Below are 23,418 nucleotides of genomic sequence, written 5' to 3' on the forward strand. Positions count from 1 at the left end.
TCGTCCCCGCGCAGGCGGGGACCCATACCGAGCTTGAAACTACGCGGTCGTCGATTAAGCCGCATACGCTCACGCGCTGCATGGATCCCCGCCAAGGGGCCGCCTAGGCCGGGGACGACGATGTATGGGCTATTGGTGGAAATCGCTCAAGCACAGCGCAAACAAACGAGGAAACCCGATGACTTACGAGACCATCCAGTTCACGATCGACAACGGCATCGCCACCCTGACCCTGAACCGCCCCGAGCGCCTGAACAGTTTTACGCAGGCGATGCACACCGAAGTACGCGCCGCCCTCGACCGGGTGCAAGCCGACGACAGCGTGCGCGTGCTGCTGCTCACCGGCGCCGGCCGCGCCTTTTGCGCCGGCCAGGACTTGAACGACCGCGCGGTCGAACCCGGCGCGCCCGGCGTCGACCTGGGCGAATCGGTCGAGCGGTACTACGCGCCATTGGTCAAGACCCTGCGCACGCTGCCGCTGCCGGTGATCTGCGCCGTCAACGGCGTGGCCGCCGGCGCCGGCGCCAACCTGGCGCTGGCCTGCGACATCGTGCTGGCCGCGCAATCGGCCAGCTTCATCGAAGCGTTCTCGAAACTCGGCCTGATTCCGGACACCGGCGGTACCTGGGCCTTACCGCGCCTGGTCGGCCCCGCGCGCGCGATGGGCCTGGCGCTGCTGGGCGAGCGCCTGCCGGCCGCCAAGGCCGAGGAATGGGGCCTGATCTGGCGCTGCGTGCCGGATGCGGAACTGATGAACGAAGCGATCGCCATGGCCACCCACTTCGCCGGCGCGCCCACGAAAGGCCTGGCCTATACCAAACGCGCGCTGCTGGCCAGCTGGACCAACACGCTCGACCAGCAACTGGCGCTGGAAGCGCAGATGATGCGCGAACTCGGCCACAGCCACGATTACCGCGAAGGCGTGGCCGCCTTCATCGACAAGCGCCAGCCGCGCTTCCAGGGAAAATAAAGGGAGGACGCCATGAACGAGATATCGACGAGTCAAGCCGCAACGAGCCAGGCGTCGACGAACCAGGCAGCGGTCCAGCCCCTGCCGCCGGGCAGCGTGGTGGCCGTGATCGGCAGCGGCGCCATGGGCGCCGGCATCGCCCAGGTGGCCGCCGCCGCCGGGCACACGGTGCGCCTGTTCGATACCCGTCCCGACGCGCTGGACCAGGCGATTGCCGGCATCGGCGCCGGCTTCGACAAGCTGGTGGCGAAGGGCCGCATGCAGGCGCCCGATGCCGACGGCGCCCGCGCGCGCCTGCTGCCTGCCAAGTCGCTGGACGAGCTGCACGATGCCGCGCTGGCGATCGAGGCGGTGGTCGAGGATGTGCAGGTCAAGCGCGAATTGTTCGCGCGCCTGGAAGGCATCGTCGGCGCGGACTGCATCCTGGCCACCAACACCTCGTCGATCTCGGTGACCGCCATCGCGGCGCCATTGCAACGGCCCGAGCGCCTGGCCGGCATGCACTTTTTCAATCCGGTGCCGCTGATGGCGCTGGTCGAGGTGATCAGCGGCGTCGCCACCGGGCGCGCCGTGGCCGATACGGTGTACGCCACCGCCGCGGCCTGGGGCAAGCAGCCGGTGCATGCGACGTCCACGCCCGGCTTCATCGTCAACCGCGTGGCGCGTCCGTTCTATGCCGAGGCGCTGCGCCTGCTGAACGAACGCGCGGGCGATGCCGCCACCATCGACGCCGTGATGCGCGAGGCCGGCGGTTTCCGCATGGGACCGTTCGAGCTGATGGACCTGATCGGCCACGACGTGAACTTCGCGGTGACGCAATCGGTGTTCGCCGCCTACTTCAACGACCCGCGCTTCACGCCCTCGGTGCTGCAGCAGGAACTGGTGAACGCCGGCTTCCTCGGCCGCAAGTCCGGGCGCGGCTTCTACCGCTACGGCGGCGACGCGCTGCCGCCGCAAGTGCAGAACGAACCGCAGGCCGAGCGTCCGCACGGCGTGCGCGTCACGCGCGCGCATGGCGCGTCCGGTGCATCCAATCCGGCGTTCGACGCGCTGCACGACGTGGTGAACGCGCGCCTGGCGGCGACCGGCGTCGACGTCGCCCACCCGGGCTTGCTGGACGGCGTCGAGGGCCGCGAGGCGCCGGCTTTCCATGCCCACGGCGCCAGCATCTTCCTGACCGACGGCCGCAGCGCCACCCAGCGCGCCGCCGACGACGGCTATGAGGACACCGTGCTGTTCGACCTGCTGCTCGATCCGGCGGGCGCCACCCGCATCGCGCTGGCGCGCGCCGACCAGTGCGGCGAGGTCGCCTGGCAAGCCGCGGTCGGCCTGTTCCAGGCGGCCGGCTTCGCTGTCACGCGCCTGGACGACGTACCCGGCATGGCGGTGATGCGCACCGTCGCCATGCTGGCCAACGAGGCGGCCGACGCCGTCAACCAGGGCGTGTGCAGCGCCGCCGCGGTCGACCTCGCGATGCAGAAGGGCGTCAACTACCCGTGCGGGCCGCTGGCCTGGGCCGACGCCATCGGCCTGCGCCAGGTCGGCGCCGTGCTGGCCAACCTGGCGGACGTGTACGGCGAAGACCGTTACCGGATGTCGCCGCTGCTGCGCCGCAAGCTGGCCGCCGATCCGCTGGAGGCGCGTTTCCATGCACGCTGATCCGCAAGAACAGCAACAACGGCTGGCCGAACTGGCCGGCAAGACCATGTACGAACGCGATCCGGCCAGCCGGGCGCTCGGCATGACGCTGGACGCGATCCGCCCCGGCTACGCGCGCATGTCGATGCCGGTGCGCGCCGACATGCTCAACGGCCATGGCAGCTGCCACGGCGGCTATATCTTCATGCTGGCCGACAGCGCCTTCGCCTTCGCCTGCAATTCGCACAACGCCAACACGGTCGGCGCCGGCTGCAGCATCGATTACCTGGCGCCGGGCCGCGAAGGCGATTTGTTGAGCGCGGAAGCGGTCGAGCAGGCGCTGGCCGGCAAGACCGGCGTCTACGACGTCACCGTGCGCAACGGGGAAGGGCGGGCGATCGCCCTGTTCCGCGGCAAGTCGCATCGCGTGGCCGGCACGCTGGTGCCGGTCGACGCGCCCGGCGCCACAACCGGCGCAGCCTGACAGGAGACCGACATGGTGCAACGCACGCCCGACCCCGCCGAGCTCGAGCCGATCGAACGCGCCAGCCGCGACGAACTGCAGGCGCTGCAGCTGCAACGCCTGCGCTGGAGCCTGCGCCACGCCTACGACAATGTCGCGCACTACCGCCGGGCCTTCGACGCCGCCGGCGTGCATCCCGACGATCTGCGCACGCTGGCCGACCTGGCGAAATTTCCGTTTACCGACAAGGCCACCCTGCGCGACAACTATCCGTTCGGCCTGTTCGCGGTGCCGCGCGAACGGGTGGTGCGCGTGCACGCCTCGTCCGGCACCACCGGCAAGCCGACCGTGGTCGGCTACACGCGGCGCGACATCGACACCTGGGCCGACCTCGTGGCGCGCTCGATCCGCGCCGCCGGCGGCCGTCCCGGCGACATGGTGCACGTTGCCTACGGCTACGGCCTGTTCACCGGCGGCCTGGGCGCGCACTACGGCGCCGAGCGCCTCGGGTGCACCGTGGTGCCGATGTCGGGCGGCCAGACCGAAAAACAGGTGCAGCTGATCCGCGACTTCCAGCCGTCGATCATCATGGTCACGCCCTCGTACATGCTGAACATCCTCGAGGAGTTCAGGTGCCAGGGCGTCGATCCGGCGCATTCCTCGCTGAAGGTCGGCATCTTCGGCGCCGAACCGTGGAGCGACGCCATGCGGCGCGAGATCGAGCTCGGCGCCGGCATCGACGCGCTCGACATCTACGGCCTGTCCGAGGTGATGGGGCCGGGCGTGGCCAGCGAATGCATCGAGAGCAAGGACGGTCCGACCGTCTGGGAAGACCACTTCTATCCGGAGATCGTCGACCCCGACACCGGTGCAGTGCTGCCCGACGGCGCGGAAGGCGAGCTGGTGTTCACCTCGCTGACCAAGGAAGCGTTGCCGATCGTCCGCTACCGCACGCGCGACCTGACGAAACTGCTGCCGCCGAGCGCGCGCGCGATGCGCCGCATGGGCCGCATCGGCGGGCGTTCGGACGATATGCTGATCATCCGCGGCGTGAACGTGTTCCCGAGCCAGGTCGAGGAAATCGTGCTGGCGATGCCGGCGCTGGCGCCGCATTATCAACTCGTCGTCACGCGCGACGGCCACCTGGATGCCTTGGAGGTGCTGTGTGAGCTGCGCGACGGCGCCGCGGCCCCAGGCGCCATCGACGTCCTCGCGCACGACCTCCGGCACCGCATCAAGACCCATATCGGCGTGAGCGCCGCCGTGCGCCTGCTGCCGCCGCAGGGCATCGAGCGCTCGCTGACCGGCAAGGCGCGCCGCGTGCTCGACAAGCGTGTCCGGAACTGAACCATAGGATCACCAAGGAGACTGACATGAACGATGCCTACATCGTCGACGCCATCCGCACCCCGTTCGGCCGCTACGGCGGGTCCCTGGCCGGCGTGCGCGCCGACGACCTGGCCGCGCTGCCGATCGCCGCGCTCATCGAACGCAACCCGGGCGTGGACTGGGCCGCCGTCGACGACCTGTATTACGGCTGCGCCAACCAGGCCGGCGAGGACAACCGCAACGTCGGCCGCATGGCGGGCCTGCTGGCCGGCCTGCCGCCAGAGGTGCCGGGCAATACCATCAACCGCCTGTGCGGCTCCAGCCTGGATGCGGTCGGCAGCGCCGCGCGCGCCATCCGCGCCGGCGAGGCGCAGCTGATCGTCGCCGGCGGCGTGGAAAGCATGACGCGCGCACCCTTCGTGATGGGCAAGGCCGACAGTGCCTTTGCGCGCGCGGCGAAGATCGAGGACACGACGCTCGGCTGGCGCTTCGTGAACCCCAGGATGAAGGCGCAGTACGGCATCGATTCGATGCCGGAGACCGCCGAGAACGTGGCGCGCGAGTTCGGCATCGAGCGCGCCGACCAGGACGCCTTCGCGCTGCGCAGCCAGCAGCGCTGGGCCGCGGCCCATGCGGCCGGGGTGTTCGAGGATGAAATCGTCCCGGTGACGATCCATGGCAAGAAGGGTGACTCGCGCGTGTTCGACACGGACGAGCATCCGCGTCCGGACACCACCATCGAGGCGCTGGCCAAGCTGAAAGGCGTGGTGACGGCGGACGGCACGGTCACCGCCGGCAACGCCTCCGGCCTCAACGACGGCGCCTGCGCGCTGCTGCTGGCCTCCGCTGGCGCCATCGAACGCTTCGGCTTGACGCCGCGTGCGCGCGTGCTCGGCATGGCCACCGCCGGCCTGGCGCCGCGCATCATGGGCTTCGGCCCGTCGCCGGCCACCAGGAAGGTGCTGGCGCAGACCGGCTTGACGATCGGGCAGATGGACGTGATCGAGCTGAACGAAGCCTTCGCGGCGCAAGGCCTGGCGGTGCTGCGCGACCTCGGCCTGGCCGACGATGCGGCGTACGTGAACCCGAACGGCGGCGCGATCGCCATCGGCCACCCGCTCGGCGCCTCCGGCGCGCGCCTGGTGACCAGCGCGCTGTACCAACTGCAGCGCACCGGCGGGCGCTATGCGCTGTGCACGATGTGCATCGGCGTCGGCCAGGGCATCGCCGTGGTCATCGAGCGGGTGTAGGCATGGTCAAGGTATACGAGATCGACGGCCTGCGCCCGGTGGTGCACCCGAGCGCCTATGTGCATCCGAGCGCGGTGCTGATCGGGGACGTGATCGTCGGCCCGCGCTGCTACGTCGGCCCGCTGGCCTCGCTGCGCGGCGACTTCGGGCGCCTGGTCCTGGAAGAGGGCGCCAACCTACAGGACACCTGCGTGATGCACGGCTTTCCCGAGGACGACACGGTGGTCGAAGTGGATGGCCACGTCGGCCACGGCGCCGTGCTGCACGGCTGCCGCGTGGGGCGCAACGCCATGGTCGGGATGAACGCGGTGGTGATGGACAAGGCCGTGGTCGGCGCCGAATCGATCGTCGGCGCCGCCGCTTTCGTGAAGGCCGGCATGGCGATCCCGCCGCGCAGCCTGGTGCTGGGCGCCCCGGCGCGCGTGGTGCGCGCGGTGACGGACGAGGAGATCGCGTGGAAGAGCCATGGGACGCGCCAGTACCACGACCTGGCCGTGCGCTCGATGCAGGGCATGCGCGAGGTGGAGGCGTTCACCGAGATGGAAGCGGATCGGCGGCGCATGGTGTTCGAAGCGCCGCACCGGCCTAAAAACTAGTTTTATCGAATCACGCTCAGCATGGGCCCCCGCCTGCGCGGGGGCGACGGTTTCTAGGATACGTACCGTTGATACGTCGTCCCCGCGCAGGCGGGGACCCATACATAGCATCAACGATCGAAAAACAACCGAACCAGATAGCCCGATCGGAGGAGACAAGCAAATGCACACCCCCACCACCCTGCAAAGCCACATCGCCGGCCGCTGGCACGGCCAGCAAGCCCACCAGCCCCTGCACAGCGCCCTCGACAACGGCCTGATCTACCACACCCATGCCGAACCGATCGACTTCGCCGAAGCCCTGCACTACGCCCGCAAGACCGGCATCCGCAGCCTGATGCAGCTCGATTTCCAGCAACGCGCCCAGCGCCTGAAAGCCCTGGCGCTGTACCTGATGGAGCGCAAGGAAGAGTTGTATGAGATCTCGCACCTGACCGGCGCCACCCGTCCTGACAGCTGGGTCGACGTCGAAGGCGGCATCGGCACCCTGTTCGCCTACGCCAGCATGGGCGGGCGCGAGCTGCCCTCGTCGAACGTGCTGCACGAAGGCCCGGCCATGGCGCTGGGCAAGCGCGGCGGCTTCGCCGGCACCCACATCCTGGTGCCGCGCGGCGGCGTCGCCGTGCACATCAACGCCTTCAATTTTCCGATCTGGGGGCTGCTGGAAAAATTCGCACCGAGTTTTCTCGCCGCCATGCCGTGCATCGCCAAGCCGGCCACCGCCACCAGCTACCTCACGCACACGGTGGTGAAGATGATGATGGATTCAAGCCTGCTGCCGGAAGGCGCGCTGCAGCTGGTCATCGGCGGCACCGGCGATTTGCTGGACCGTTTGACCGGCTTCGACGCCGTCACCTTCACCGGCTCGGCCGATACCGCCGTCAAGCTGCGCAGCAACGCGAATCTGCTGCGCGAAGGCGTGCCGTTCACCGCCGAGGCGGATTCGCTCAACGCCGCCATCCTGGCGCCGGACGTCACGCCGGACGACCCGGAATTCGACCTGTTCGTGAAGGAGGTCGCGCGCGAGATGACCGGCAAGGCCGGCCAGAAGTGCACGGCGATCCGGCGCGTGATCGTGCCGCGGCAGCACGTCGAGGCGGTCGGCCAGCGCCTGCGCGAACGGCTGGCGAAGATCGTGGTGGGCAATCCGAAGATGGACGGCGTGCGCATGGGCGCGCTGGCTTCGATGGACCAGCACCGCGACGTGTCCGAACGGGTGGAACGGCTGGCGCGCGGCAACGAGATCCTGTTCGGCGCGCGCGACGGTTTCAATCCGGTCGGCGCGGGCGGCGGCGGCGGCGCCTATTTCTCGCCCACGCTGCTCCTGTGCCGCGACGCCATGCGCAACGACGCCGTGCACGACATCGAAGCCTTCGGCCCGGTCAGCACCCTGATGCCGTACGACGGCATCGACGAGGCGCTGGAACTGGCGGCGCGCGGGCGCGGCAGCCTGGTGACCACGCTGGTGACGCGCGATCCGGCCATCGCCGCGCACGCGGTGCCGGTGGCCGCCGCCTCGCACGGCCGCGTGCACATCCTGGAACGCGAAGCGGCGGTGGATTCCACCGGCCACGGCTCGCCGCTGCCGCAACTCAAGCACGGCGGGCCGGGACGCGCCGGCGGCGGCGAGGAGCTGGGCGGCATCCGCGCCGTCAAACATTTTCTCCAGCGCGCGGCGGTGCAGGGCTCGCCCACCATGCTGGCCGCGGTGACGGGGGAGTACGTGCGCGGCGGCGCCGTCAAGGAATCGGATATCCACCCGTTCCGCCGCCACTTCGAGGACCTGCAGGTCGGCCACTCGCTGCTGACCCACCGCCGCACCGTGAGCGAGGCCGACATCGTGAATTTCGGCGGCGTCTCGGGCGATTATTTCTACATGCACTTCGACGAGATCGCGGCGAAGGACACGCAATTCGGCAAGCGCATCGCGCATGGCTACTTCGTGCTGTCGGCGGCGGCCGGCCTGTTCGTGTCGCCGGCGCCGGGACCGGTGCTGGCCAACTATGGCCTCGACAATCTGCGCTTCGTGGCGCCGGTGGCGATCGGCGACACCATCCGCGCGCGCTTGACCTGCAAGCGCAAGGTGGACCGCAACCGCACCGACGAGGCCGGGCGCGGGCAGGGCGTGGTGGCCTGGGACGTGCAGGTCACCAACCAGCACGAGGAACTGGTGGCCAGCTACGACATCCTGACGCTGGTGCTGAAGCACGCCTGAGCGGCGGGCATCGGGTCGGCGGCGGCGCTCGGCTCCGCGGTAGGGCCGGCACCGTGCAGGCGGGCCGGCGCCGCGGGCAACCCGTCTAGCGCGGGTTGCGCCGCCTGCGGCCGTGCTTGTTCCAGCCGCGCCGGTACAGGTCCAGGCGCGGCGAATCCGCGCGCCGGGCGATATCGGCGCGCACCGCCGCGCGCAGCGATGGATTGTCGATCAGGCGGACCGCCAGCGCCTGCAGGCGCGCGGCCTGCGCCGGGTCGCCGATGCCGGACGCGATCGCAAGGTGGCGGCGCACCACGTCGGCATATCCCCTGACACTCGCCCAGCGCACCGGCGCCCTGGTAAACGGCTTGCGCTTGATGCGCAGGACTTGCGACGCCAGGAACGCCGCTTCCTCGCGGATCTGCGTTTCCGGCTGCGGGCGGATGCGGTCGGCCAGGCGGTAGTCGCCGGCCGATACGATGGCGTCCATGCGCGCCGTCCGACCGCACCGCACGCACGCGCAACGGCGCCTTCGGCAAGATAGGCTATGCTGGTGCCGCACACCATTCAATCAGAGGAGCGTCGTCCCATGTCCAGGCTAGACTTGAGCATCATCCCCGTGCTGACCGGCACCGATTATCCCGAAGCGTTCGCCGAAGCGGTGAACGGGCGCAGCCGCCAGGCGCTGGGCGAGGCGGGCGGCCTGAGCCAGTTCGGCGTCAACCTGGTCGAGCTGAAGCCCGGCGCCGCGTCGTCGCAGCGCCATTGGCATTCGAAGGAAGACGAATTCGTGATGGTGGTGTCGGGCGAGCTGACCCTCGTCACCGACGAAGGCGAGACCATCATGCGCGCCGGCGACTGCGCCGCCTTCCCGGCCGGCCGGCCGAACGGCCACCAGCTGGTCAACCGCAGCTGGGGCAGCGCGCTGATGCTCGCGGTCGGCCCCAATGTGCCGGGCGACCGCGCCACTTATCCGGACATCGACATGGTGTACGACGAGGACAGCGACCGCTACACCCACCGCGACGGCACGCCGTATCCGAAAAGCACGGCGCAGCCGGACCAGCCGGCGGCGGACCTGCCGGTCGATGCCGAGACGCTGGCGCCGCGCGTCTACCGGCACGAATAAGGCCACGCCGGCCGCCCTGGCCGGATCGCATCCGGCCGGTCGGCGCGGGCCGCAGCCGTTCAGGCGCCGCGGCGCGCCAGGCGCAGGCCGCCGTCCGGCGCCACTTCAGTACGCAGGTCTTCGTAGTCGAGCACGGCGGCGACGTCGGTTGCCAACGGATGCGCGTGCGTGGTCGTGACCACCACGCTGTCCATGCCGGCGGCGGCGGCCGACTGCAGGCCGGCCAGCGTATCCTCGAACACCAGGCAATCGGCGCTCGCCACGCCCAGCTTCTGCGCGCCCAGCAGGAACGGGTCCGGCGCCGGCTTGCCGCGCGCGACGTCCTCGGCCGCCACCAGCACCGCCGGCAGCGGCATGCCGGCGGCGGCAATGCGCGCCTCGGCCAACCGGCGCGGCGCCGAGGTGACGATGGCCCAGCGCCCGGCGGGCAGGCTGGCCAGGAAGGCGGCGGCGCCGCGGATGCCTTCGATGTCGGCCACGTCCTCGATCCCGGCCAGCATGATGCGCAGCACTTCCGCCGCCGGGTCGACGCCCGGCAGGTTCAGGTTGCGGATGGTGTCCACGCCGCGCTTGCCGTGGATGGTCGGCACGAAGGCGGCGACGTCCAGGCCGTGGCCGGCGGCCCAGGCGCTCCAGACGCGTTCGGCGGCCTTGATCGAGGTGAGGATGGTGCCGTCCATGTCGAACAGGAAGGCGGCGTAGGCGCGCGCGGGCAGGGCGCGCGGGGAAGTGCTGGGCGGGTCGTTCGAAGTCACGTGGCGGGTCCGGTGCGTATGGATATCGGGTCCGCGCATGGGCGGAAGAAGCGGGCAGTGTAGCGGTGGGAGCGCGCCGGCGGCGCCGGCCAGGCGGTGCGGCAGGGAGCGGATGACGGTGACGTGTCGCCGGATGTGTCGGCGCCGGTCGAACGCGTGGACGGCGAAGCCGTCTAGGCGCCCCCGTCCACCCTACGATCAACGTCAGCTCCATCGCGCCGAGGGGCAGACCGCAACCCGATTCGACGCGACCAGCCGCCTTATTCGGCCAGCTGCCCGCGCACGCGTTCGATCGCCTTGCGCACCTGCGCCGGCGCGGTGCCGCCGACGTGGTCGCGCGCCGCCACCGAGCCTTCCAGGGTCAGCACGGCGAACACGTCTTCCCCGATCAGCGGCGAGAATGCCTGCAGGCGCTCCAGCGACATCTCGGACAGGTCGCAGCCGGCGTCGTCGCAGGCGCGCACCGCGTGCGCCACGGCTTCGTGGGCGTCGCGGAACGGCAGGCCCTTCTTGACCAGGTAGTCGGCCAGGTCGGTGGCGGTGGCGTAGCCCTGCAGCGCGGCGGCGCGCATGTTCCCGGCCTTGACCGTGATGCCGCCGGCCATGTCGGTGAAGATGCGCAGCGTGTCCAGCAGCGTGTCGACGGTGTCGAACAGCGGCTCCTTGTCTTCCTGGTTGTCCTTGTTGTAGGCCAGCGGCTGGCCCTTCATCAGGGTCAGCAGGCCCATCAGGTGGCCGTAGACGCGGCCGGTCTTGCCACGCGCCAGTTCCGGCACGTCCGGGTTCTTCTTTTGCGGCATGATCGACGAGCCGGTGCAGAAGCGGTCGGCGATATCGATGAAGCCGATGCGCGGGCTCATCCAGGTCACCAGCTCTTCCGACATGCGCGAGATGTGCATCATCAATACCGAGGCGGCGGCGGTGAACTCGATCGCGAAATCGCGGTCGGATACGGCGTCCAGCGAGTTGTGGCACACGTCCTCGAAGCCGAGGGTCTTGGCCACGCGCAGGCGGTCGATCGGGAAGGTGGTGCCGGCCAGCGCGGCGGCGCCCAGCGGCAGGCGGTTCACGCGGCGGCGCGTGTCCTGCATGCGCTCGGCGTCGCGGCCGAACATTTCCACGTAGGCCAGCAAATGGTGGCCGAAGGTCACCGGCTGCGCCACCTGCAAGTGCGTAAAGCCGGGCATGATGGTGTCGTGGTGGCGCTCGGCCAGGTCGACCAGCGCGCCGCGCAGGCCGGCCAGCAGGCCCAGCACGTCGTCGATGGCGGCGCGCATGTACAGGCGGATGTCGGTGGCGACCTGGTCGTTCCTGGAGCGTCCGGTATGCAAACGCTTGCCGGCGTCGCCGACCAGTTCGGTCAGGCGCTTTTCGATGTTCAGGTGCACGTCTTCCAGGTCGAGCAGCCACTCGAACTGGCCGGCCTCGATCTCGCCCTTGATCTGCGCCATGCCGCGCTCGATCTCGGCGCGGTCCTGCGCGCTGATGATGCCTTGCGCGGCCAGCATCTCGGCGTGGGCCAGCGAGCCCTGGATGTCGAACAGGGCCAGGCGCTTGTCGAAGAACACCGAGGCGGTATAGCGCTTGACGAGGTCGGAGACGGGTTCGGAGAAGCGGGCCGACCAGGCTTCGCCTTTTTTGGAAAGTTGTGCGGTCATGATGGGAGCGGTGACGAGGAATACTGGGATGCATCGATTATAAACTGCGCAAGCATTGCGCAGAAAAAGGCGGCAGGCCGCAGCGGCGCCAGGACGGGCGACGCACGATTGCGCGAATCGTTCGTACCGCGTTGATCGGCGCTAGAATTGGTTTTTTTACCAGACCGGTGTTCCACGTCAAAAGATGCTAACCACCAACGACTCCAGTTTCCGGGTCAGCACCGACCGCACCAGGCTCGACGTGCCGATGATCTATCGCTTCCTGAGCGAAAGTTCGTCCTGGGCCGTCGGCATCTCGCGCGACATGGTCGAACGCTCGATCGACAACTCCCTGTGCTTCGGCGGTTACCTCGACGGACGCCAGATCGCGTTCGCGCGCGTGATCACCGATTACGCCACCACCGCCCACCTGGCGGACGTGTTCGTCATTCCCGAATTCCGCGGCCACGGCTATGCCAAGCAGATGATCCGCGTGGTGGTCGAGCATCCCAGCCTGCAGAACCTGCGCCGCTTCATGCTCAACACCGACGATGCGCACAGCCTGTTCGAACGCTTCGGCTTCGCCGCGCCCAAGCGCCCGGACACCGTCATGGAGCGTTTTTTGCCGAAAATTTATTTGTCCTAGCCGGCCGCGCCGGCCGGCTCATCCTGGCAATCATGCGTGTCCGCCGCACGACACCGCTCCACGACTTCCATCAAACTCCGGCGACTCTTCTACAATGACGCTAACACCCTGGAACCCGGTGTGATGGAATGGTTCATTCTATCGAGACAGGTTTCCGGATACCGGTCTGCTCCATTGGAAGGAAGTGTATGTCGCGGTCTGCCTTGCGTTTCTTGTCGTGCATGCTGTGCGTGTTGCTGGGCATGGCGCGTCCCGCCGCCGGCGCGCCGCTCCTGAAAGCGGCGCCCGCCAAGGCGGCGCCGGCCAAGGGGTCGCTGGTCATCATCGGCGGCAACCTGCGGCCGGCCAACGGCGCGGTGTGGGAGCGCATCGTCAAGCTGGCCGGCGGCAAGGGCGCCGGCATCGCCGTGTTCGCATCGGCGTCGGGCAATCCCGAGCGGTCCGGTAAAAGCCTGGTGGAGCTGCTGAACAGCTACGGCGCCAAGGCCTTTTTCGTGCCGGTGGCGGTCAAGCTGGCGGGCAGCGACTACCAGGCCGCGGCCGACGACCCGCAACTGGCGCAGGCGGTGCGCAACGCTGGCGGCGCCTTTTTCTCGGGCGGCGACCAGAGCCGCATCACGCGCGCGCTGCGCCACGAGGACGGCAGCAATACCCGCGTGCTCGATGCCGTCTGGGACATGTACCGGCGCGGCGGCGTGATCGCCGGCTCCAGCGCCGGCGCCGCCATCATGAGCAGCACCATGTTCAACCGTCCGCGCACCGTGCTGGCCACGCTCAAGCTGGGCGTGGCCGACGGCCAGGAAATCACCGAGGGCCTCGGCTTCGTCGGCAACGACGTGTTCGTCGACCAGCACCTGCTGGTGCGCGGGCGCTTCGCGCGCATGCTGCCGGCGATGCTGGCCAAGGGGTATAAACTGGGCCTGGGCATCGACGAGGACAGCGCCATGGTGGTCTCGGCCAGCCGCGAGGTCGAGATCATCGGCTACAAGGGCGCGCTGGTGCTCGACCTGGCCGGCGCCAGCGTGCACGAGGGCGCCTTCAACATCGACAACGTGCGCGTCAGCTACCTCGACAACGGCGACCGCTTCAACATCGCCACCCACGCGTTCACGCCGGCCGCCGACAAGGCCGACGGCAAGCTGGACCCGTCGCGCCCGTACTACCGCGAGCCGCTGTTTTCCGCCGACATCCTCGGCAACGCCACCGTGGTCGACTTGATGAGCAAATTGATCGACAGCGACCAGCCGGAAGCCATCGGCATCACCCTGGGCAGCCCGAACGGCGTGCAGCCGGATCTCGGCTTCGAGTTCCGTTTTACGCGCACCGCGGACAGCGTCGGCTACCAGTCGGCCTACAACGATGCCTACTCGATCTACAACGTGCGCCTCGACATCCGGCCGATCCTGATCCGGCGGCCGCTGTACCAGTACAAGTAATCAGGACAGGCCGGCGCCTCTGCGACGGCGGATGGGCATCGCCGGTGCACTCGAGCGCCAAGGCGCGGTCTACAATGCCATGACTTCGATGCCGTGAATTCATGCAAGGATCCCATGCCCCATTCCCTTACCCGCCTGATGGCCGCCGCGCTGGCACTGGTGTGCAGCGCCGGCGTGACGGCAACCGCGGCGCCGCAGCCGTCCATCGCGCAGCCGCCCGCCACCGTCCGCCTCGACTACACCCACAGCGGCAACGCCCTCGGCGAGCAATACGCCATCGAGCGCGTGCTGATCGAGCCGTTGCCCTGGCCCGGCGACATGGCGCAGCCGTTCGACGCTACCGACCGCGGCAACAACCGGGTCGAGGTGGTGGATGCCAAGACCGGCGACCTGCTGTATTCGCGCGGCTTTTCCACCGTGTTCGGCGAGTGGAAGACGACGGAGGAAGCCAGCAAGATCAGCCGCGGCTTCCACGAGTCGGTGCGCTTTCCCAAGCCGGACCGCCCGGTGCGCGTGCGCATCCTCAGGCGCGACGAGCGCAACGCATTCTCGGTGGCGTGGAGCGTCGAGGTCGATACCGACGCCCAGGACGTGGTGCGCAGGCAGGGGCCGGCGCCGGCGCGGCCGTTTGCGGTCAGGAACAGCGGCCCGTCGCCGCGCAAGGTCGACCTGCTGATCCTGGGCGACGGCTATACGCAGGCCGACATGAAGAAATTCGAGGCCGATGCGCGCCGCCTGTCCGACCACCTGTTCGCCGTCTCGCCGTTCAAGGAGCGCGCGGACGATTTCAACGTCTGGGCGATGGCGGTGCCGACCCAGGAATCGGGCATCTCGCGCCCGTCCACCGGCGTGCACCACGCGTCCGCGCTCGGCACCCGCTACGACATCTTCGGCAGCGAGCGCTACGTGCTGACGCTGGACAATCGCGCGCTGCGCGACATCGCCCAGTACGCGCCCTACGAATTCATCGAAATCCTGGTCAACAACGATACCTATGGGGGCGGCGGCATCTTCGGCCAGTTCAGCACGGCGGCGGCCGGCAACGACTGGGCCGATTACCTGTTCGTGCACGAGTTCGGCCATCACTTCGCCGGCCTGGCGGACGAGTACTACACCTCGCCGGTGGCCTATCAGGCCAGCAGCACGCGCATGGAGCCGTGGGAGCCGAACGTGACTGCGCTGCGCGACCCGGCCCGGTTGAAGTGGAAGCGCCACGTGCAGGCCGGCACGCCGCTGCCGACGCCGTGGCCGAAGGCCGAGTACGAAGCCGAGTCGCGCGCTTATCAACAACGCCGCGCCGCCCTGCGCGCCGCCAACCGCCCGGAATCGGAGATGAGCGAGCTGTTCAAGGAAGACCTGGCGCGCAGCAATGCCTTGTTCGCCAAGGCCGCGTACCGCAACGCCATCGGCGCTTTCGAAGGCGCCAACTACGAGGCCAGCGGCTACTACCGGCCCGCCATGCAATGCATCATGTTCGACCGTAGCGAACAGTTCTGCCCGGTGTGCCGCGACGGCATCACCGACATCATCGACTTGTACGCGCGCCCTACAGGCGTCAAGTAAGCTCTTTCTTACTCACAATCGGTTACACAAGATCGGGCAGCGTACTTACCCTGGGTGCGCTGCCGAACAGAGGCAAACCGGCGCTGATCCTATCCTGATTTCAACAGCCAAACACCTGAAACGGGATACATCATGAACAAACTGCTCTTCACCCTCATCGCCGGCCTGGTGGTCGTTTCCGCCCAAGCCCAGACCAGCGCCAATTCGCCGGCCATCGGCCAGGCCGTCTCCGGCCAGAACACCACCGCCGCCGGCGTGTCCGGCACCGGCCTGCGCACCGACGGCACTGCCAATACCGGTTCGCGCCACACCAAGACCGGCATGGAAGCCGCCGGCGTCAACAGCTCGGGCAAGGTGGTCGGCAAGAGCACGGCCGTGGTCGGCGTCGCGCCGGGCAAGTCGGACAACGTGAATGCCCTGGCCACGAATACCACCGCGCCCAACAGCAAGGAAGCGGATGCGACGGCCACCGGCGGCCGCGGCAAGGCGGGCACCAAGGCCGAGAAGGAAGTCATGAAGGCGAATGCACGCGCGGTCAAGGAACCGGTCGGGGCGCGCAACAAGACCGCTGCTTCGGCCGAGGCCGGCATCGAAAAGCGCCAGGAAGTAAAGGAAAAAACCGACCGCAAGGCGGCTGACCGCGCTGCCGGCGGCAACGGCGAGAACCGCTGAAAAGTTTTGTCACAACTTTAACTATTTTCCGCAAGGCTACGTGCGCTGGCGAACAGAAAACAGACGGCGCCGAGAATATTCTGAACCTGCATCGAACAATAACTAAGGCGCCCCAAGCGCCCCACCATATACGTGATTTTTAGGAGAATGACCATGAACAAACTCGCTGCTACCCTGATCGCCGGCCTGTTCGCTACCGCTTCCTTCGCCCAGGCGCAAACCACCATGCCGGCAACCCACATGGCTGGTTCGACCGGCAACGCCAGCGCCGACAAGGACATCGCCAAGGCCGACCAGAAAGAAGCCAAGGCGATGGCCGACCAGAACGAGAAGATCAACAAGGCCAGCGCCAAGGCCAGCGAGAAGAAAGCCAAGGCACAAGCCAAGGCCGACAAGAAGATCGCTGACGCCCAGGAAAAAGTCGCCAAGGCCGATCCGGAAGACCAGGCCAAGGCCTCCGCCAAGGCCGAGAAGAAGATCGCCGACGCCAACTACGACGCCCAGAAGACCATGATCAAGGCCGATGAAAAGGCCCAGAAGAAGATCGTCGACGCCAACGCCGACAAGGCCAAGGCCCATGCCAAGGCCAACGACAAGCGCGCCGACGCCATGGCCGATGCGCACAAGGACGCCGCCAAGTAATACGGTGAACGCGGACGGGGCAGCCCGTCCGCACGGCACGGCATGAAAAACAAACGGACCCGATCGGGTCCGTTTGTTTTTGGCAGAATCAGTTGGCGTCAGTCTGGCGCATTGCCAGGTCGCGCGCCTTGAGTTTTGCGCTGAGCGGCTTGCCCTTCTTGGCGCGCTTGCCGAAGTGTGGCTCCAGACCGGACGCGAACAATTCCACCGTGCGCGGCTTATCGCCGGCCCAGGTGCCGATCACTTTCACGCCTTTCTGGCTGATCGGCTGCGCCGCCAGCAGCGTTTCCTTCGGCTCCAGTTCCATCAGCGTCACGCCGCGGCCGCCGTTGGTCAGCACCTTCATTTCGTCGATGCCGAACACCAGCACGCGGCCCCGCTCGGACAGGCAGGCGATGGCGCCGGCCTGATCCGCCACCACGCGCGGCGGCAGCGGCACCGCGCCTTCGTCCAGCGTGATGAAGGACTTGCCGCCCTTCAGACGGCTGACCATGTCGCCGGCCTTGGCGATGAAGCCGAAGCCGGTGCTGGTGGCCAGCAGCAGGCGCGTGTCGGCCGGGCCGACGAAGTAGTGCAGGATGCGGATGCCGCCGGACAAATCGACCAGCGTGGTGATCGGCACGCCATCCCCGCGCGCGCCCGGCAGGGCGTTCACCGGCACCGAATACGCCTTGCCGTTGTCGCCGATGCACAGCAGCGTGTCGACCGTGCGGCATTCGAAGGCGCGGTACAGCGAGTCGCCGGCCTTGAAGGTGAACTGGGCCGGGTCGTGGCCGATGCCGGTGCGTGCGCGCACCCAGCCTTTCTCTGAGACGATCACGGTCACCGGCTCGTCGACGATGCGCTGCTCGGCCACCGCCTTTTGCGCTTCTTCGATCAAGGTACGGCGGGCATCGCCGTACTGCTTGGCGTCCGACTCGATCTCGCGCACGATCAGGCGCTTCATCGACGACGGGTTGTTCAGGATGTCTTCGAGCTTTTCCTTTTCGCCGCGCAGCTCGGCCAGCTCTTGCTGGATCTTGATCGCTTCCAGGCGCGCCAGCTGGCGCAGCCGGATTTCCAGGATGTCCTCGGCCTGGCGCTCGGACAGGCGGAAGCGCTCGATCAGCGCCGCCTTCGGATCGTCCGCATTGCGGATGATGGCGATCACCTCGTCGATGTTCAGCAGGACCGTCTCGCGGCCTTCCAGGATGTGGATGCGGTCGTTGACCTTGCCCAGCTTGAATTCGGTACGGCGGCGCACGGTCACGAAGCGGTAGTCGATCCATTCCTGCAGGATTTCCGACAGACCCTTCTGGCGCGGGCGGCCGTCGCCGCCGATCATCACCAGGTTGATCGGCGCCGAGCTTTCCAGCGAAGTGTGCGCCAGCAGCATCAGCATGAACTCGGCCTGGTCCTGGTTCTTCGACTTCGGCTCGAACACCAGGCGCACCGGCGCCTCGCGGCCCGATTCGTCGCGTACCGTGTCGAGCGCGCCCAGGACGGTCTGCTTCAGCGCCAGCTGTTCCGGCGACAGGGTCTTCTTGCCCAGCTTGATCTTCGGGTTGGTCAGTTCCTCGATCTCTTCCAGCACGCGCTGGCTGGACACGCCCGGCGGCAATTCGTTGACGACCGCCTGCCACTGGCCGCGCGCCAGTTCCTCGATCTTCCAGCGCGCGCGCACCTTCATCGAGCCGCGCCCGACCGCGTACATGTCGGCGATGTTGCCGGCGGGGGTGATGATCTGGCCGCCGCCCGGATAGTCCGGACCCGGCATGAAGGTCATCAGCTCGGCGTGGGTGATCTTCGGGTTGCGGATCATCGCCACCGCCCCCGAGGCCACTTCGCGCAGGTTGTGCGACGGGATCTCGGTGGCCATGCCGACTGCGATGCCGGAGGCGCCGTTCAGCAGCAGCATCGGCAGGCGCGCGGGCAGGCTGCGCGGCTCTTCGCTGGAACCGTCGTAGTTCGGCTGGAAGTCGACGGTGCCCATGTCGATCTCGTCGAGCAGCAGGCGCGACACCGGCGTCAGGCGCGCCTCGGTATAGCGCATCGCCGCCGCGCCGTCGCCGTCGCGCGAGCCGAAGTTGCCCTGGCCGTCGATCAGCGGGTAGCGCAGCGAAAAGTCTTGCGCCATGCGCACCAGTGCGTCGTACACCGACTGGTCGCCATGCGGGTGCAGTTTACCGAGCACGTCGCCGACCACGGTGGCCGACTTGCGCGGCTTGGCGGTCGGGCCGAGGCCGAGTTCGTTCATCGAGTACAGGATGCGGCGCTGCACCGGCTTCTGGCCGTCGGCCACGTCCGGCAGCGCGCGGCCCTTCACCACCGAGACCGCGTAGTCGAGGTAGGCGCGCTCGGCGAAGGTGGACAGGGTGAGCGTTTCGGCGTCGTCGGCCGGGGCGCTCGGTTGTTCGCTTGCTTGTTCGAAAAGGCTTGCTTGGGTCATGGTTTTACTATTCTTGGTTCCTGGGAGCGTTGCGGCTAAGGTGCCGTCGTCAAGTTCCGATGTTCAGCATGGGTCCCCGCCTGCGCGGGGACGACGTGCTTAGTTCGGCGGCCTCAAAACCGTCGTCCCCGCGCAGGCGGGGACCCATGGATAGGATGCGTCGTCGTACCGCCTCTTGATCAGATATCCGCCTCGGTCTCATTCCCATGCTCTTCCAGCCACGCCCTGCGCGCCGAGGCTTCGCCTTTGCCCATCAACATGTTGAAGCGTGCCGACGATTCGGCCACGCCGAAGTCGCCGTAGGCCACCGGCAACAGGCGCCGCGTGTCTGGATTCATCGTGGTTTCCCACAGCTGCTCGGCATTCATCTCTCCCAGGCCTTTAAAGCGCGAGATGCTCCACACGCCTTCCTTCAGACCTTCTTTTTTCAGCTTGTCCTCGATCGCGATCAGCTCGCCGGCGTCCAGCGCGTACACCTTCTGGATCGGCTTCTTGCCGCGCGCCGGCACATCCACGCGGTAGAGCGGCGGGCGGGCGATGCAGATGTTGCCGTTCCTGAACAGGGCAGGGAAGTGCTTGAAGAACAGGGTCAGCAGCAAGACCTGGATGTGCGAGCCGTCGACGTCGGCATCCGACAGGATGCAGATCTTGCCGTAGCGCAGATTCGACAGGTCCGGGGTATCGTCCTGGCCGTGCGGGTCGACGCCGATCGCCACCGCGATGTCGTGGATCTCGTTGTTGGCGAACAGGCGGTCGCGGTCGGTTTCCCAGGTATTCAAGACCTTGCCGCGCAGCGGCAGGATGGCCTGGAATTCCTTGTCGCGGCCCATTTTCGCCGAGCCGCCGGCCGAGTCGCCCTCGACCAGGAACAGTTCGTTGCGCGCGATGTCGCTCGACTCGCAATCGGTCAACTTGCCCGGCAACACCGCCACGCCCGAGGATTTCTTCTTTTCGACCTTTTGCAGCGAGCGCAGGCGCGACTGCGCCTGCTTGATGACGAGTTCCGCCAGCTTGCGGCCGTATTCGACGTGCTGGTTCAGCCACAGTTCCAGCGGCGGGCGGGTGAAGGTCGACACCAGCTTCACCGCGTCGCGCGAGTTCAGGCGTTCCTTGGTCTGGCCCTGGAACTGCGGGTCCAGTACTTTTGCGGAAAGCACGAACGAGACGCGCGCGAACACGTCTTCCGGCAGCAACTTGACGCCTTTCGGCAGCAGCGAATGCATCTCGACGAAGCTCTTCACGGCGCCGAACAGGCCGTCGCGCAGGCCGGATTCGTGGGTGCCGCCGCTGACCGTCGGAATCAGGTTGACGTAGGATTCGCGCACCACGGCGCCTTCCTCGGTCCAGGCCACGACCCAGGCCGCGCCTTCGCCCTCGGCGAAACCCTCGTCGCCGGCGGCCGCATACTGCGCGCCCTCGAACAGCGGAATCACGGTCTGGCCGTTGGTCGCGGTCTGCGCCAGCGCCTCGGTGAGATAGCCGCGCAAGCCTTCGTCGTAGCGCCAGGTCTGGACGTCGCCGGTCTTGCCGTTGGTGAGTGTGACGGTGACGCCCGGCAGCAGCACGGCCTTCGAGCGCAGCAGGCGCTGCAGCTCGGCCAGCGGGATGTTGGGTGAATCGAAGTATTTGCCGTCCGGCCAGGCGGTGACGCGGGTGCCGTTCTTCTTGCCGCCGCGCTCGGGCGGAGCCGACGTCAGCGGCTCGATCACGTCGCCGTCGGCGAACACCAGCTTGTGGATGCCGTTGCCGCCCTCGTCCTTGCGCCAGACGGTGATCTCCAGGCGTTTCGACAGCGCGTTGGTGACCGACACGCCGACGCCGTGCAGGCCGCCCGAGAACGCGTAGGCGCCGCCGCTGCCCTTGTCGAACTTGCCGCCGGCGTGCAGGCGCGTGAACACGATCTCGACCGTGGACACGCCTTCTTCCGGGTGGATGCCCACCGGGATGCCGCGGCCGTCGTCCTCGACCGTGATCGAGCCGTCCGCGTTCATCGTCACCGCGATGTTCTTGCAGTGGCCGCCCAGCGCCTCGTCGGAAGCGTTGTCGATGACTTCCTGGATGATGTGCAGCGGATTCTCGGTGCGCGTGTACATGCCCGGACGCTGCTTGACGGGTTCCAGTCCCTTCAGGACGCGGATGGATGATTCGCTATAGTCGGTTGCGTTTTTCTTGGTGGCCATGCTGGATCGTGAGGTTGCAAATGCGTGCGCATTTTATCTTGTCGCGTGGAAAATAAGCGACTCCCGAAAATGGACTGGAAGCCATCAGTGGCATCCTGAACACGTCTCTCGAGAAAAAGGACTGTATGGAAATACAGTATTTTTGCCTGTTGTACGGAAGTTTGCAAGGGTTTGCGTGTTTTGCCAAGTAGGATTTGCCGCAGCTTGACGCCCACCAAGATGGGGCCTTGCCGTCCGGCGGCAAGGCCGATGCGAGCGGGAAGGGCTGCAGGTCTGTGTCGAAGCGACATTTTTTCTCGATCCAAATCGTGCGCGGCCATGGGCGGCGATATAGTGGGGCCATGGCAGAGGACATCGACAAGCCGCAAGGCGCGCCCGATCCGGAAGCCCCTTCCGGTCCCGGCGGCCCGGCGCGCGTGCCCGACCGGCGCGCCCGGGGCGGCGCGGCGCGTTACCTGCGCAGCAGCGACACGCCGTGGAACCTGGCGGGGCGCGTGCTGCAATCGCGCTGGCGCGCGCTGACCGACCGTTTCCAGCGCGATTTCATGCGGCGCACGCTGCGCATCGGCGTGTCGGCGCGCATCTATCACCCGGAGCCGGGCGCCACCGGCCTGCGCAGCAAGAACCTGCAATACCTGGAAGAATCGATCGCGCAATGGGTCATGTCGCGCGACGTGCTGGTGTTCATGGTGCCGACCGTGAATACAAACGGTCTGCTGCATCCGAGCAACATCACCCTGCGCCACTATGCGCGCCACCTGGACGGCCTGGTGCTGCAGGGCGGCGCCGACGTGTCGCCCATGACCTATTCCGAAACGCCGACCCGGCCCGAGTGGAACGGCGACCGCGCGCGCGACCTGTACGAGCTCGAACTCCTGCACGAGTTCGTCGACGCCGGCAAGCCGGTGCTGGGCATCTGCCGCGGCTGCCAGCTGATCAATGTCGCCTTCGGCGGCACCCTGTACCAGGACGTGGCCACCAACCTGCCCGGGTCCCGGCCGCACGTGCACGACCTCTACGACGCGCACCGCCACGACATTGTGTTCCCGCCCGGTTCTTCCTTGGCAGGGATGTTCCCCAGGAACCAGCGCGCGGTGGTGAACTCGATCCACCACCAGGCCGTCAAGGACCTGGGCCGCGACATCCACGTCGAGGCGATGTCCGATCCGGACGGCGTGGTGGAAGCGATCCGCTACCAGCGTGCGCCCTTCGTGATGGGCTTGCAGTGGCACCCGGAATTCCACCGCGCCGGCGGCGGAGAATTGCTCGACTGTACGCCGGTGCTGGACGAATTCCTGCGTGCTGCGCGCGAGACGCGGCTGTAATTCCATCCCACCCATCACTCGCTTTCGATCAACAAGCCAGCGAATTCGCTTGCCTTGCCTCGTACTCCCACGCATAATCTAAATGAGAATCATTCTCAAGACAGCCGAGCCGTGACCAACCGAGGGAGAATTCGATGGACGATGATTACCTGGACGAACTGCGATTGCCGAACGCGTCGCGCGACCAGAACGCCGTGCTGGTCGCGGCACTGCTGCACCTGATGTCGCACTACACGACCAGGAGCAGCGAAGGGCCGTGCGTCAAGCTGGCCTCGGTGATCGAGCGCCACCTGACCGCGCTGGCGCGCCTGCCAGACGCCGATCCGGTGCTGCGCGCGACCTGCGAGCAACTCAGCGCCAAATGGGCCGGCCTGGTCGACAGCGCCATGCCGGTCGCGCCCAGGCGCCCGCTGCTGGCGCGCCTCCTGCGCGCGGCGCCACGCAAGGCTGAGGAGTCGTCGTCTTCGCCGGCGGCAGCGCCGCTGGCCCCGGTACCACTGTCTTCCGCAGCCGCCCTGGTTTGACCGGGCCTTAGCGGACACTCCGACGCCGCTGCATCCGCGGC

General features: G+C 67.7%; 20 protein-coding genes. 15 read left to right on the forward strand and 5 right to left on the reverse strand.

From position 1 onward, the window contains the following. Positions 1-178 precede the first annotated feature (178 nt). From paaG to paaZ, 7 genes are all read left to right on the forward strand, one after another. The gene (gene paaG / locus HH212_RS11335; RefSeq protein WP_170202572.1) at positions 179-970 is read left to right on the forward strand and encodes a 2-(1,2-epoxy-1,2-dihydrophenyl)acetyl-CoA isomerase PaaG; all 792 of its coding nucleotides are present in this window, start codon (positions 179-181) and stop codon (positions 968-970) included. A gap of 12 nt (positions 971-982) precedes the next feature. After that, the gene (locus HH212_RS11340; RefSeq protein ID WP_170202573.1) at positions 983-2,629 is read left to right on the forward strand and encodes a 3-hydroxyacyl-CoA dehydrogenase; all 1,647 of its coding nucleotides are present in this window, start codon (positions 983-985) and stop codon (positions 2,627-2,629) included. After that, positions 2,619-3,092 carry a hydroxyphenylacetyl-CoA thioesterase PaaI gene (gene paaI / locus HH212_RS11345; RefSeq protein ID WP_170202574.1) on the forward strand — a complete coding sequence of 158 codons (474 nt, stop codon included), beginning with the start codon at positions 2,619-2,621 and terminating at the stop codon, positions 3,090-3,092. Before HH212_RS11340 ends, paaI begins: the two co-directional genes overlap by 11 nt. 12 nt (positions 3,093-3,104) lie before the next feature. Next, a complete protein-coding gene (gene paaK / locus HH212_RS11350; RefSeq protein WP_170202575.1) occupies positions 3,105-4,418 on the forward strand; it encodes a phenylacetate--CoA ligase PaaK in 1,314 nt (437 codons plus the stop codon). Positions 4,419-4,444: 26 nt separating this feature from the next. Further along, positions 4,445-5,650: a 3-oxoadipyl-CoA thiolase gene (gene pcaF, locus HH212_RS11355; RefSeq protein WP_170202576.1), complete on the forward strand. Its 1,206-nt coding sequence runs from the start codon at positions 4,445-4,447 to the stop codon at positions 5,648-5,650. Positions 5,651-5,652: 2 nt separating this feature from the next. Next, on the forward strand, positions 5,653-6,246 hold the full coding sequence (gene paaY / locus HH212_RS11360) for a phenylacetic acid degradation protein PaaY (protein ID WP_170202577.1): 594 nt from the start codon (positions 5,653-5,655) through the stop codon (positions 6,244-6,246). 163 nt (positions 6,247-6,409) lie between these two features. Next, the gene (paaZ, locus tag HH212_RS11365; RefSeq protein ID WP_170202578.1) at positions 6,410-8,461 is read left to right on the forward strand and encodes a phenylacetic acid degradation bifunctional protein PaaZ; all 2,052 of its coding nucleotides are present in this window, start codon (positions 6,410-6,412) and stop codon (positions 8,459-8,461) included. Between the two features lie 85 nt (positions 8,462-8,546). Here paaZ and HH212_RS11370 read toward each other — a convergent pair whose 3' ends face one another. Continuing rightward, positions 8,547-8,930, reverse strand: coding sequence for a hypothetical protein (locus HH212_RS11370; RefSeq protein ID WP_170202579.1), 384 nt, complete (start codon positions 8,928-8,930; stop codon positions 8,547-8,549). Between the two features lie 114 nt (positions 8,931-9,044). Here HH212_RS11370 and HH212_RS11375 point away from each other — a divergent pair, with 114 nt between their 5' ends. Then, positions 9,045-9,569: a cupin domain-containing protein gene (locus tag HH212_RS11375; protein WP_308633261.1), complete on the forward strand. Its 525-nt coding sequence runs from the start codon at positions 9,045-9,047 to the stop codon at positions 9,567-9,569. Positions 9,570-9,628: 59 nt separating this feature from the next. On the opposite strand, the gene HH212_RS11380 is transcribed toward HH212_RS11375, so the two are convergent. After that, positions 9,629-10,324 (reverse strand): HAD-IA family hydrolase, encoded by a 696-nt coding sequence (locus tag HH212_RS11380; RefSeq protein ID WP_229217673.1) that lies wholly within the window; start codon positions 10,322-10,324, stop codon positions 9,629-9,631. A gap of 260 nt (positions 10,325-10,584) precedes the next feature. After that, on the reverse strand, positions 10,585-11,982 hold the full coding sequence (argH, locus tag HH212_RS11385; protein ID WP_170202582.1) for an argininosuccinate lyase: 1,398 nt from the start codon (positions 11,980-11,982) through the stop codon (positions 10,585-10,587). A 184-nt stretch (positions 11,983-12,166) separates the two neighbouring features. Between argH and HH212_RS11390 the strand changes: the two genes are divergently transcribed. From HH212_RS11390 to HH212_RS11410, 5 genes are all read left to right on the forward strand, one after another. Continuing rightward, on the forward strand, positions 12,167-12,607 hold the full coding sequence (locus tag HH212_RS11390) for a GNAT family N-acetyltransferase (RefSeq protein WP_170202583.1): 441 nt from the start codon (positions 12,167-12,169) through the stop codon (positions 12,605-12,607). Between the two features lie 188 nt (positions 12,608-12,795). Continuing rightward, entirely contained in the window at positions 12,796-14,043 is a 1,248-nt protein-coding gene (locus tag HH212_RS11395; protein WP_370663919.1) for a cyanophycinase, read from the forward strand. A gap of 114 nt (positions 14,044-14,157) precedes the next feature. Beyond that, positions 14,158-15,606, forward strand: a complete 1,449-nt coding sequence (locus HH212_RS11400) for an IgA Peptidase M64 (protein ID WP_229217674.1) — start codon at positions 14,158-14,160, stop codon at positions 15,604-15,606. A gap of 132 nt (positions 15,607-15,738) precedes the next feature. Next, positions 15,739-16,278: a hypothetical protein gene (locus HH212_RS11405; RefSeq protein WP_170202584.1), complete on the forward strand. Its 540-nt coding sequence runs from the start codon at positions 15,739-15,741 to the stop codon at positions 16,276-16,278. A gap of 153 nt (positions 16,279-16,431) precedes the next feature. Beyond that, positions 16,432-16,920 carry a hypothetical protein gene (locus tag HH212_RS11410; protein ID WP_170202585.1) on the forward strand — a complete coding sequence of 163 codons (489 nt, stop codon included), beginning with the start codon at positions 16,432-16,434 and terminating at the stop codon, positions 16,918-16,920. Between the two features lie 88 nt (positions 16,921-17,008). Here the strand turns inward: HH212_RS11410 and parC are convergent, their stop codons facing one another. Further along, positions 17,009-19,348: a DNA topoisomerase IV subunit A gene (gene parC, locus HH212_RS11415; RefSeq protein WP_170202586.1), complete on the reverse strand. Its 2,340-nt coding sequence runs from the start codon at positions 19,346-19,348 to the stop codon at positions 17,009-17,011. Between the two features lie 179 nt (positions 19,349-19,527). Next, positions 19,528-21,528: a DNA topoisomerase IV subunit B gene (locus tag HH212_RS11420; RefSeq protein WP_170202587.1), complete on the reverse strand. Its 2,001-nt coding sequence runs from the start codon at positions 21,526-21,528 to the stop codon at positions 19,528-19,530. 194 nt (positions 21,529-21,722) lie between these two features. Between HH212_RS11420 and HH212_RS11425 the strand changes: the two genes are divergently transcribed. After that, a complete protein-coding gene (locus HH212_RS11425; RefSeq protein ID WP_370663920.1) occupies positions 21,723-22,853 on the forward strand; it encodes a gamma-glutamyl-gamma-aminobutyrate hydrolase family protein in 1,131 nt (376 codons plus the stop codon). 134 nt (positions 22,854-22,987) lie between these two features. Continuing rightward, positions 22,988-23,377, forward strand: a complete 390-nt coding sequence (locus tag HH212_RS11430; protein WP_229217675.1) for a hypothetical protein — start codon at positions 22,988-22,990, stop codon at positions 23,375-23,377. Positions 23,378-23,418 lie beyond the last annotated feature (41 nt).

This window comes from Massilia forsythiae (genome assembly GCF_012849555.1).
Lineage (GTDB): Bacteria > Pseudomonadota > Gammaproteobacteria > Burkholderiales > Burkholderiaceae_D > Telluria > Telluria forsythiae.